The sequence below is a fragment of the Erythrobacter sp. genome, from assembly GCF_023653175.1.
Lineage (GTDB): Bacteria > Pseudomonadota > Alphaproteobacteria > Sphingomonadales > Sphingomonadaceae > Erythrobacter.
This window is the reverse complement of sequence record NZ_JAMNXL010000120.1, coordinates 1-11,078: the sequence shown is the minus strand read 5'-3', so window position 1 is coordinate 11,078 and position 11,078 is coordinate 1. Positions and strand designations below refer to the sequence as shown.

Below are 11,078 nucleotides of genomic sequence, written 5' to 3'. Positions count from 1 at the left end.
GGTGGCGGGAACGATAACGGCAACGGCGGCGGGAACGGGAATGGTTCCGATGACGACGATGGCGCTGACGAGGGCGACGACGACAAGGGCAACGGCAACGGCAACGGTTCCGACGACAACGACAACGGCAACGGCAACGGCAACGGTTCCGACGACGATGACAAAGGCAACGGCGGCGGGAACGACAACGGCAACGGCGGCGGGAACGACAACGACAACGGCGGCGGGAACGACACCGACAACGGTGGCGGGAACGACAACGGCAATGGTGGCGGGAACGATAACGGCAACGGCGGCGGGAACGGGAATGGTTCCGATGACGACGATGGCGCTGACGAGGGCGACGACGACAAGGGCAACGGCAACGGCAACGGTTCCGACGACGATGACAAAGGCAACGGCGGCGGGAACGACAACGGCAACGGTGGCGGGAACGACAACGGCAACGGCGGCGGGAACGACAACGGCAACGGTTCCGACGACGATGGCGCTGACGAGGGCGACGACGACAAGGGCAACGGCAACGGTTCCGATGACGAAGGTGATCGCGACAACGAAGGCGACGACGGCAGAGGCAACGGCAACGGTAGCGACGAGGGCAATGACGCTGACGAGGGCAACGGCAACGACGGCGGCAACGGCAACGGCAACGGTGGCCCGAGCGGGCGTCTGGAGATCGGCCTCGATGTCAACTCCGGCACCCTCCCGGTGCGCCCCTGAGCGGATCGGCGCCCCTTGGCATGAACTTCTTGCGTCGTATCCTCGACCGCTGCCGCCATGCGCTGCGATTCGATAGCTGGCGCACCGCCGCGCTGATGATCGCCGCGCTCGCGCTGCCGGTCTCGGCCGCGGCGCTCACCGGCGCCTTCCGGAGCACCGAAAACCGCCTCGGCGAACTCACCTTCGCGCTGTTCGGCCATGCGGCGAGCGGGCAGATCCACGTGGTCGAGATGGACGCCGCCAGCATGGCCGCGATCCGCCGCTACCCCTGGCCGCGCGACCATTTTGCGCGCGTGGTGCGCAATCTCGATGCCGCAGGCGTGCGCTCGATCAGCTTCGATATCGACTTCTCGAGCAGCGCCGATCCGGCGGGCGATGCCGCCTTCGGTGCCGCCATCGCTGCGGTGCGGGCGCCTGTCGCGCTGCCGACCTTCGCGCAGGCCGCCGGTTTCGGCGACCGCCGCCAGCTCGATTCGCTCCCCATTCCTGTCCTGCGTGAACATGCCCAGCTCGCCTCGGTCTCGGTTGCGCCCGATCCCGACGGCTATGTGCGGCGCCTGCCCTTCGGCACGGTGACGAGCGCCACCGCGCGCCCCTCGCTCGCGGCGACTGTCGCCGGGCGCAGCGGGATTGTGGGGGCGGACTTCCCGGTCGATTTCGCGATCGACCCGGCAAGCATCCCCCGCCATAGCTTCATCGCCATCGAGCGCGGCGTGTTCCCGCGTGGCAGCCTTGAAGGCAAGGACGTGATCATCGGCGCGACCGCCATCGAACTCGGCGATCGCTATGCGGTGCCGCAGTACGGGGTGATCCCGGGCGTGATCATTCAGGCCTTGGGGGCCGAGACGCTGCGGAGCGGGGTGCCGGTCTACGGATCATGGTCGCTGCTGCTGCTACTCGCCTGCTTGCCCGCGCTGTTCATTCTTGCTTCGGCACGCCGCCGCGCGGTGGCAGTGCGCACCGCCCTTGCCGCGCTGGTGCTGGTCGCAGGCTGGCTGGGCGCGCGGCTCGGCCTGTCGCTGTGGTTCGAGATCGTCCCCGCGCTCCTCCAGCTGCTGGCGGCCGGCGCGATCCGTTACCTCGTGCTTGCCCATCGCTTCGCCGAACTGCGGCGGCGGATCGATCCCGATAGCGGCCTGCCCAACCGCCGCGCGCTCGCGGCGCGTGCCCCCCACCCGGCCGACCGCTTCGTGATCGCCGCGCAGATCGACGATTTCGACGCGCTCAAGCTCGCGCTCGAGGGCGACAGCCTCGGCGTGCTGCTGCGGCGCATCGCCGAGCGCCTCAAGGTGGCCAGCGGCGTGGCGGCGATCTACCGCAGCGAGGATCGCACGCTGGTGTGGCTCTCGCCTCTGTCGATCGACGAACTCGAATCCCAGCTGGGCGGCCTGCGCGCGCTGATGCGTAGCCCCTTCGAGCTTGGCGGGCGACGGCTGGGCGTGTCGCTGACCTTCGGGGTAGCCGATGCCGACATGGCCGATCCCGCTGCGCTTGCCGCCCATGCCGCGAGCCAGGCCAAGCGCGCGGGCAAGTTCTGGCGCCTCCACACCATCGAGGCTGGCGAGACGATCAGCCGCGAGCTTTCGCTCCTCGGCGATCTTGACGACGCGCTGAGGAACGGCGGCATCGCGGTGCTCTATCAGCCCAAGCTCAACCTCGCGACGCGGCGGATCGACGCAGTCGAGGCGCTGGTGCGCTGGAACCACCCGGAACGCGGCCTGCTGCCGCCCGATTGCTTCATCCCGCTGTTCGAGGAGCGCGGGCGGCTCGACGATCTGACGCTGGCGGTGATCGCGCAGGCGCTGACCGATGCGCAAGGCTGGCGCGCGCGCGGGCTGCACATCGGCGTGGCGGTCAATATCTCGGCCGCGCTGCTCACTTCGGAGAGCTTCGAGACCCGCGCGCTGGCGCTGGTCGCGAAGGGCGGGCTGGCTTTGGGCCAAGTCACCTTCGAGGTCACCGAGAGCGCGCAGTTCGAGGATACGGGCCTTGCCGTCGCCGCGCTCGGACGCTTGCGCGCGGCGGGCATCCGCATTTCGCTGGATGATTACGGCACCGGCCAGTCGGCGCTCAACTACCTCAAGCTGCTGCCCCTGTCGGAGCTGAAGATCGACCGCATGTTCGTGGCGCAGGCCCATGTCGACAAGGGTGATGCGATGCTGGTGCGATCGACCGTGCAGCTGGCCCACGAACTCGGCTTCAAGGTCGTGGCCGAGGGGATCGAGGAGAGCGCGTGCCTCGAATTCCTCGGGGAGATCGGCTGCGACTATGCCCAGGGCTATTTCGTCGGGCGCCCGCTGGCGGCGGCGGATCTGGCGGCGCTGGCGGCGGCGGCCGATGCCGCTGCCGAGGCTTCGTCCCGGGCGACGACTCCTCAACGCCAGCCGGTGCGCCTGCGGGTCGCGTGAGACGCGTGAAGGCCTGGCTTCTCATCCCCGCATCGGCCTGTTAGGCTGCCCATCGCAAGGCGCCCGGCAAGCGGCGCGGCATGGCGGAGGAGGATGGGGTGAAGCACATGATGATCGCAAGCCTTGCGGCGGCGGCGCTGGCGGGCTGCGCCGCCACCGGCAGCGCGCCTGCTTCTCCGGCGGCAGCGGCGGCCATGACCTGCAAGGCTGAGCCTGCGCAGTATCACATCGGCCACGACGCGACTCAGGCGATGGGCACTGCGATCCTCAAGGACAGCGGCGCGCGCACCTTGCGCTGGGGGCCGCCGAACAGCGCCTGGACGATGGACTACCGTGAGGACCGCGTGAACGTGCGCTATGACGAGGCGATGAAGATCACGGACATCACCTGCGGATGAGGGCTCGTCAGCGGACCACCTCGGGCTCGCCCTTCGAGGCGACTTTCGGCTTCGCCCGCGCGGTGCGGGAGGACAACCGCATCATCGTCGCCGGCACTGGCCCGGTCGAGCCCGACGGGTCGACCACGCCCGGCGGCGCGGCAGAGCAGGCGGCGCGCTGCTGCACGATCATTCTCGCCGCGATCGAGGAACTGGGCGGCTCGGCGGCCGACGTGGTGCGCACGCGGATGCTGCTCACCGACCCCGCCGATCAGGACGCGGTCGGCGCGGTCCATGCGCGCTTCTTTGCCGAAGCCAGGCCCGCCGCGACAATGGCCGGGGTGGCCTGGCTGTGCCGCCCGGAGTGGCGCGTCGAGATCGAAGCCGAGGCGGTCGTCAGGCAGTGATGCGGGGGGCGTTGCGCTATCTTGTCGGGGTCGTTGCCGGGTCATTGCTCGGGCTCGGCAGCGCGCTGTGGCTGGCGGGACTGTGGCCTGCACGCAGCAACATGGCGTTCGGCGATATCGATGTCGGGGGCTGGCGGAGCGATTTTGCCACGGGCTCCGAGGCGGCCGATCCCTACACCCGCGCCCGGGTGGCGCGTCACGGGTTGCTCGCGCTCGCCAAGACCGAGGCGGTGTACTTCACCCGCGCGACCGACGAGAGCGGCGCGCCCTTGCGCGAGGGGTGCAGCTATCGCCTCTCGGGCGGTCAGATGCCTGCCGGGTGGTGGTCGGTGACGCTCTATGACGCGGCCAGCATGCTCCCGGCCAACACCGACGGCGCGCTGAGTATCGATGCCTGGCGGGCCGGGGGCGGGGCATGGTCGGCGATTGTCGCGCCCGAGCGCCCCGCGGACGGCAGCCTGTGGATCTCGAGCCGGGGGTCGGGGACCTTCGATCTGACGCTGAGGCTCTACATGCCCGATGCCGCGCTGCTTGCCGATCCGAACGCTGCGCTCTCCCCGCCGGTCATCAAGCGCCTTTCGTGCGGGGAGGGCGGACGATGAAGCGCTGGGCCGGACCGCTTGCCGTGCTGCTGCTGTGCGCGGTGGGCGCGCATGCTCTCACGCTTCACTTCACCCCTGCGGTGATCATGGACCGCGCGATGGCGGCGCTCGCCACCAGGGGTGTGGCGCTCCATGCCTTCACCTCGCCGCAACGCGTGACGCCGCAGACGCAGAGCGTGGTGCGCTCCTCGCCCGATCTCTATTACGCGCTGTGCCGCTATGACCTCGGCGATCCCGCCGCGCGGCTGACGGTAAGGATGGGCGCATGGCCCGATTACCAGTCGCTCGCCTTCTTCGACGCGCGCACCGACAATTTCGCGACGCTGCGCGGCACGGGGCGGGCAATCGCCGTCGGCCTGCTCCCGCCGGGGAGTGCTCCGCAAGCAGGCGCGATCGTCAGCCCATCAGAGCGGGGGGTGATCCTGATCCGCCGCCTCGCCCCCACGGCAGAGCGCTACGCCGCCGCCGCCGAAGCGGGCAAGGCCGACGCCTGCAGCCTCGAACCGGTCAGCGGCTGACCCGCGCCACCCGCGCCTCGACCAGTGCGATCAGCGCATCGAGATCGGCCAGCCCGTCAAGCTCGGAGGCGCTCACCAGCACCTCGGGCACGGGCCCCGCACCGCCGATCAGGATCGCGGGCAGCGGCAGATCGCGGGTATCGAGCTCCGCTCGGAACTCGTCGCGGTAGAGGAACAGCGCCGGCAGCCCGACCCTCGCGAGGAACGCGCGCCACGCGGGCCGCTTGGACACCGCGCCATAGGTCAGGACGCACAGCGAGCAGGGGTAGGTCGCCGGGCTCACCAGCTTGTGCACCGCATCGCGGGCCGCATTCAGCAGGCCGCCTTGCGCATTATAGACGAAAATGAGTGTGCGCATCTGTCCTATCATTCGCCTTTTTACGGGCGCCCGCGTGCGAGGGATGTGATTCGCATCAAACCGACCTAGCAAAATTCTGCTCGCCCCCGGCACCGCCCGCTCTTTTCCCCTGCGCGCAACGCCGCTAGAGCACTCGCCATGCACGGACAATTCCAACTCACCGACGACCAGCTTGCAATCCGCGAGGTTGCCCAGCGATTTACCGCCGACGCGATCACGCCCTTCGCGGCAGAATGGGACGAAAAGCACATCTTCCCGCGCGATACCATCCGCAAGAGCGCGGAGTTGGGCTTCGGGGCGATCTATGTCTCCGAACAATCGGGCGGGATCGGCCTCGGGCGGCTCGAAGCGGCGCTGATCATGGAGGCGATGGCCTATGGCTGCCCCTCGACCAGCGCTTTCATCTCGATCCACAACATGGCCGCCTGGATGATCGACCGCTTCGGCGGGGAGGCGGTCAAGGCGAAGTATCTGCCCAGCCTCGTCACCATGGACACTATCGCCAGCTACTGCCTGACCGAGCCGGGCTCGGGCTCGGACGCGGCCGCCTTGAAGACCACCGCGCGGCGTGACGGCGACACTTACGTCCTCAACGGCACCAAGCAGTTCATCTCCGGCGCGGGCGCGAACGAGATCTATGTCGTGATGGTCCGCACCGGCGAGGATGGCCCCAAAGGCATTTCCTGCGTGGTGCTTGAAAAGGGCATGCCCGGCGTCAGCTTCGGCGCGCAGGAGAAGAAATTGGGCTGGCACTCGCAGCCGACCGCGCAGCTGATTCTCGAGGACGTGCGCGTGCCGGCCGAGAACCTGCTGGGCGGTGAGGGCGAGGGGTTCCGGATCGCGATGATGGGGCTCGATGGCGGGCGGCTGAACATCGGCGCGTGCTCGCTGGGCGGCGCGCAACGGTGCCTCGACGAGGCGGTCCGATACACCAAGGAGCGCAAGCAGTTCGGCCAGGCGGTGGCCGATTTCCAGAACACCCAGTTCATGCTCGCCGACATGGCGACCGATCTGGAAGCGGCGCGCGCGCTGCTCTATCTCGCGGCTGCCAAGGTCACCGACAACGCGCCCGACAAGACGCGCTTTTCCGCCATGGCCAAGCGGCTCGCCACCGACAACGGCTCGGCAATCGTCGACCGTGCGCTGCAATTGTTCGGCGGCTATGGCTACCTGCAGGACTACCCCATTGAACGCTTCTGGCGCGACCTGCGCGTGCACTCGATTCTCGAAGGCACCAACCAGGTGATGCGCATGGTGGTCGGCCGGGATCTGCTGCGGCAGTGATGGCCACAAGGCTTGCCCTGACGACATTGGTGGTGCCCGATTACGACGCGGGGATCGCTTTCTGTGTCGATGCGCTCGGATTCGATCTGATCGAGAACACCGACATGGGCGGCGGCAAGCGCTGGGTGGTGGTCGGCGGGAAGGAGGGCGGACGGCTGCTCCTCGCCAAGGCTGCCAACGACGCCCAGGCCGCCGCCGTCGGCAACCAGACCGGCGGCCGTGTGGGCTTTTTCGCCCATACCGACGATTTCGCAGGAGCCCATGCACGGCTCGTCGAGGCGGGTGCGAAATTTGAAGAACAACCGCGCCACGAAAGCTATGGCACGGTGGCGGTGTTCAGCGACCCTTTCGGCAATCGCTGGGACCTGATCGAACCGAAAGAACTGGGGCAATGACTGACGACGTTCTGATTCGAGCGAATGGCCCGATCGGCCATATCAGCCTCAACCGGCCAAAGGCGCTCCATGCCCTGACGCTGCCGATGTGCCATGCGATGAGCGCCGCGCTCACCGAATGGGCGGCGGACGATGCCATCAAGGCGGTGATCCTCGACCATGACGAAGGCCGCGGCTTCTGTGCGGGCGGGGACATTGCCTTCCTGCGGGATTCGGCGCTCAATGACGGGGGCGTGTCCGGCCGCAAGTTCTTCCACGACGAATACCAGCTCAACCACCAGATGCACGCCTATGCCAAGCCGATCGTCGCCTTCATGGACGGCATCACGATGGGCGGCGGCGTGGGCATCTCGCAGCCGGCCAAGTACCGGGTAGCGACCGAGAATACCCGTTTCGCCATGCCCGAGACCGGGATCGGCCTGTTCCCCGATGTCGGCGGCGGCTGGTATCTGTCGCGCCTCGGCCAGCGGCTCGGGCAGTTTCTGGCGCTGACCGGCGCCCGGCTCGACGGAGCGGAGTGCCTGTGGACGGGGCTTGCGACGCACTACGTACCGCACGAGATGCTCGAGGGATTGAAAGCGCGCATCCACGATCACCCCGACCGCATCGCCGGCGTGCTCAGCGAACCGGTCGGCACGCCGTCCAAGGCGCGGATCGAGGCCAATGCCGACAAGATCGCCAAGCATTTCGCCTCCGACCGCTACGAGGACATCCTCGCCGGCCTCGAGGCGGCAGCCGATGCCGGGGACGACTGGGCGATGAAGGAACGCGACACGCTCGGCACCAAGAGCCCGCAGACCTGCAAGGTCGCACTGCGCCAGCTGGCTCTGAGCGCGAAGCTGACCGATTTCGCCGACAACATGCGCATGGAATACCGCATCGCCAGCCGCGTACTGACCCGCCCCGATTTTGCAGAAGGGGTGCGCGCGGTGATCGTCGACAAGACCAATGATCCCAAGTGGAACCCGGCCACGCCCGAAGAGGTCGGTGAAGACCTGCTGGACGCGATCTTCGCCCCCCTGCCCGATGGCGAGGAATGGGTGCCGCTAACCTAGCAAATTGCGGGTTGCCCGCTTCGCCATTGCGCGCGAAGCGAGGCAATCCATGGACCATCGCCATGGATCGCCGCGTCACCTGCGGTTCCTCGCGATGACGAACGGGGAAGAAGAATGACCTACGAAACCATCACCGTCGAAACCGACGCCCGCGAGACCAAGGGCGTCACGCTGCTGACAATCAACCGTCCGCAGGCGCTGAACGCATTGAATTCGCAGGTATTGGCCGAGTTGATCGACGCTTTTGCCGCCTATCACGCCGATTCGAGCCAGCTCTGCGCGATCCTTACCGGCAGCGGCGACAAGGCCTTCGCGGCCGGAGCCGACATCAAGGAAATGAGCGAGAAGGCGGCGGCCGATTTCTACCTCGACGATTTTTTCAGCCCCTGGACCAGCGAGATCGTCAAGAAAACCCGCAAGCCGTGGATCGCGGCCGTCAACGGCTTCGCACTGGGCGGCGGGTGCGAGCTGGCCATGATGGCGGACTTCATCATCGCGTCCGACAAGGCCAAGTTCGGCCAGCCCGAAATCAAGCTAGGCGTTGCCCCCGGCATGGGCGGCTCGCAGCGGCTGACGCGCGCGATCGGCAAGTCCAAGTCGATGGAAATGTGCCTCACCGGCCGGATGATGGCGGCGGACGAGGCCGAGCGCAGCAATCTGGTGGCCCGCGTGGTGCCGCATGATGATCTGATCGCCGAAACCCTCAAGACCGCCGCGACCATTGCCGCGATGCCGCCGATGGCGACCATCGCCAACAAGGAGATGGTCAATTCGGCGTTTGAAATGACCCTCGACCAGGGCCTGATCGTCGAGCGCCGGATCTTCCAGATCCTCACCGCCTCCGAGGACAAGGCGGAAGGGATGGCCGCGTTCATCGAGAAGCGCGAGGGGCAGTGGAAGGGGCGGTAGACTGCCAAAACTCGTCATTGCGAGGAACGTGGTGACGAAGCAATCCACGGACGGACTGAACGGCTGCGGCGCGCCATGGATTGCCGCGAGACCTTCGGTCGCTCGCAATGACGAAGGGAGAGGCATCTCGTGAAAATCGCCTTTATCGGCCTCGGCAACATGGGCGGCGGGATGGCTGCCAACCTCGTGATGGTTGGCCACGAAGTTCGCGCCTTCGACCTCAGCGAAGCCGCCCTTGCCGCAGCGCGTGAGGCGGGGTGCACTACCTTCGCTACCGCCAAGGAAGCCTGCCAGGGCGCCGAGGCAGTCGTCTCGATGCTGCCCAACGGGGCGATCGTCAAAGCGGTCTATTGGGACGACGTCATCGGCCATGCCCCCGAAGGCGCGATCCTGCTCGATTGCTCGACCATCGACGTCGCCACCGCGCGCGAGGTTATCTCGGTGACCGAGGCCCACGGCTACCAGATGGTCGACGCCCCGGTCTCCGGCGGGATCGCGGCCGCCGCTGGGGGGACGCTGACCTTCATGGTCGGCGGCAGCGACGAGGCCTTTGCCCGCGCTCAGCCGATCCTCGCCGCGATGGGCAAGGCGGTGATCCATGCCGGCGCGGCGGGCAACGGACAGGCGGCCAAGATCTGCAACAACATGCTGCTCGCGATCCACATGATCGGCACTTGCGAGGCCTTCGCGATGGCGGACAAGCTGGGGCTCGACGCGCAGACCTTCTATGACATCTCGAGCGTGTCGTCGGGCCAGTGCTGGTCGATGACCTCTTATTGCCCCGTGCCGGGGGTTGGCCCGGTGACGCCTGCCGACAACGGCTACCAGGGCGGGTTCGCCGCCGAGCTGATGCTCAAGGACCTCAAGCTGGCGATGGAAGCGGCGGCAGGCGCGGGGGCCAAGGTCGACCTCGGCGGGCACGCCCGCGAGATCTACGAGGCCTTCGCCGCCGAGAACGCCGCGACCGACTTCTCGGGGGTCATCCGCACGCTTTGAGCGCTTAACCGCCGAGCTTCGGGCAGCGCTTCATGCCGGCCGCGCGCAAGGTGGCCGCCGCCTCGTCATCGCGGCCGGTGAGCGAATCGACGCTGATCTTCAGCACACGGCAATCGAACTGCACCCCGCGGGCGATGCTGCCCTCCGCAATCGCGGCGAAAGCGGCGGGCGGCATCAACCGCACGCCCCGTCGCAGGAAGGTGGTGTGCCAGCGCTCGCCCCCGACCACGATCTCCACCATGGTGTCGCGGGCCGCCTTGTCGGGGCCGTCCAGCACCATCGGGCCAAGCTCGCGCAGCAGCGCATCAGGGGTACGGGTGCGCAGGAACAGTGCGGCATAGCGGCGCGCGGCTTCGGGCTTGTCTCCTGCGGCCAGCGCTAAGCGGAGCATTGCTTCCTGCGCAAGTGGCTCGCGCCAGCCGCGGCGTGCGGCAACTTGAATGGTCTTTGCTGCCTGTTCGGCCTTGCCGGCCCTGGCTTGCGCGACCGTCAGAAGCACGAGACTGCGCGCGGGAACCGGACGGCGCTGCACCAGCCGCTGTGCTTCGGCAAGGGCGCGTCCGCTATCATTGCCGGCCAGCGCGGCGCTGGTGATCGCTGTCTGGGACGCGTTGCGCAAGGGTTCGGGCAGCAAGAGCGCAAGGCCCGGGGCGCGGGCCGCCAAGAGGTCGAGCTGCAAGCCGGCGGTCAGCAGCGCCAAGCCAGCAAGGCTGACGAACCAGACGATCCGCCCAATCATTGTTTTCCCCTCGCATCGTGCATCGCGGTTCGGCTCAGCAGCAGCAGCGCGAAGCCCGCGAAAGCGAGGATTGTCTGGATGCGCAGCGGGTAATCGGTGATCGACTGCAGTGCGATTGCCAGAATGAAGGCGCTGCCCGCCCATCCGACCCAGCGCATCGCGCTGCCCCTCGCGCGCCACGTCAACCAGGCGAGCAGCACCACCCATGCCGCCAGAAGCGCCAAGCCAGGCGCCCCGGCTTCGATGGCGAGCTCTATGTAATCATTGTGAACCCGTCCCGGTCGCCGGAGCGTGAGGTTCTCCAGCGATT

Annotated in this window: 13 protein-coding genes and 1 pseudogene; 11 read left to right on the top strand and 3 right to left on the bottom strand. The window is 67.8% G+C overall.

Features of this window, described 5'->3' with window-relative positions; all coding sequences use genetic code 11:
* The 6 genes from NBV68_RS13160 to NBV68_RS13135 all read left to right on the top strand — a co-directional run.
* Positions 1–720: hypothetical protein (locus NBV68_RS13160; RefSeq protein ID WP_296310505.1), on the top strand; the 720-nt coding region annotated here is incomplete at its 5' end.
* A gap of 20 nt (positions 721–740) precedes the next feature.
* Complete coding sequence (locus NBV68_RS13155; protein WP_296310503.1) at positions 741–3,128, top strand: EAL domain-containing protein; 2,388 nt, start codon at positions 741–743, stop codon at positions 3,126–3,128.
* 80 nt (positions 3,129–3,208) lie between these two features.
* The gene (locus NBV68_RS13150; protein WP_296310501.1) at positions 3,209–3,526 is read left to right on the top strand and encodes an I78 family peptidase inhibitor; all 318 of its coding nucleotides are present in this window, start codon (positions 3,209–3,211) and stop codon (positions 3,524–3,526) included.
* Entirely contained in the window at positions 3,523–3,912 is a 390-nt protein-coding gene (locus NBV68_RS13145) for a RidA family protein (protein WP_296310499.1), read from the top strand. The genes NBV68_RS13150 and NBV68_RS13145 overlap by 4 nt, the downstream gene beginning before the upstream one ends.
* On the top strand, positions 3,912–4,514 hold the full coding sequence (locus NBV68_RS13140; protein WP_296310497.1) for a DUF1214 domain-containing protein: 603 nt from the start codon (positions 3,912–3,914) through the stop codon (positions 4,512–4,514). Before NBV68_RS13145 ends, NBV68_RS13140 begins: the two co-directional genes overlap by 1 nt.
* Positions 4,511–5,032, top strand: a complete 522-nt coding sequence (locus NBV68_RS13135; protein ID WP_296310495.1) for a DUF1254 domain-containing protein — start codon at positions 4,511–4,513, stop codon at positions 5,030–5,032. The genes NBV68_RS13140 and NBV68_RS13135 overlap by 4 nt, the downstream gene beginning before the upstream one ends.
* Here NBV68_RS13135 and NBV68_RS13130 read toward each other — a convergent pair.
* Positions 5,022–5,390: a hypothetical protein gene (locus tag NBV68_RS13130; RefSeq protein WP_296310493.1), complete on the bottom strand. Its 369-nt coding sequence runs from the start codon at positions 5,388–5,390 to the stop codon at positions 5,022–5,024. The two genes, NBV68_RS13135 and NBV68_RS13130, sit on opposite strands and share 11 nt — an antisense overlap.
* Positions 5,391–5,528: 138 nt before the next feature.
* Here NBV68_RS13130 and NBV68_RS13125 point away from each other — a divergent pair, with 138 nt between their 5' ends.
* The 5 genes from NBV68_RS13125 to mmsB all read left to right on the top strand — a co-directional run bounded on the left by NBV68_RS13125 (position 5,529) and on the right by mmsB (position 10,029).
* Positions 5,529–6,674, top strand: a complete 1,146-nt coding sequence (locus tag NBV68_RS13125; RefSeq protein ID WP_296310490.1) for an acyl-CoA dehydrogenase family protein — start codon at positions 5,529–5,531, stop codon at positions 6,672–6,674.
* Positions 6,674–7,069, top strand: coding sequence for a VOC family protein (locus tag NBV68_RS13120; protein ID WP_296310488.1), 396 nt, complete (start codon positions 6,674–6,676; stop codon positions 7,067–7,069). The genes NBV68_RS13125 and NBV68_RS13120 overlap by 1 nt, the downstream gene beginning before the upstream one ends.
* Positions 7,066–8,124, top strand: a complete 1,059-nt coding sequence (locus NBV68_RS13115) for an enoyl-CoA hydratase/isomerase family protein (protein ID WP_296310486.1) — start codon at positions 7,066–7,068, stop codon at positions 8,122–8,124. Before NBV68_RS13120 ends, NBV68_RS13115 begins: the two co-directional genes overlap by 4 nt.
* 114 nt (positions 8,125–8,238) lie before the next feature.
* The gene (locus NBV68_RS13110) at positions 8,239–9,033 is read left to right on the top strand and encodes an enoyl-CoA hydratase-related protein (protein ID WP_296310484.1); all 795 of its coding nucleotides are present in this window, start codon (positions 8,239–8,241) and stop codon (positions 9,031–9,033) included.
* A 129-nt stretch (positions 9,034–9,162) separates the two neighbouring features.
* The gene (gene mmsB / locus NBV68_RS13105) at positions 9,163–10,029 is read left to right on the top strand and encodes a 3-hydroxyisobutyrate dehydrogenase (protein ID WP_296310482.1); all 867 of its coding nucleotides are present in this window, start codon (positions 9,163–9,165) and stop codon (positions 10,027–10,029) included.
* 4 nt (positions 10,030–10,033) lie between these two features.
* Here the strand turns inward: mmsB and NBV68_RS13100 are convergent, their stop codons facing one another.
* Positions 10,034–10,768: a hypothetical protein gene (locus tag NBV68_RS13100; protein WP_296310480.1), complete on the bottom strand. Its 735-nt coding sequence runs from the start codon at positions 10,766–10,768 to the stop codon at positions 10,034–10,036.
* Positions 10,765–11,078 (bottom strand): annotated as a pseudogene (locus NBV68_RS13095) (hypothetical protein); the annotation flags it as partial. The pseudogene NBV68_RS13095 and the gene NBV68_RS13100, both read right to left, overlap by 4 nt.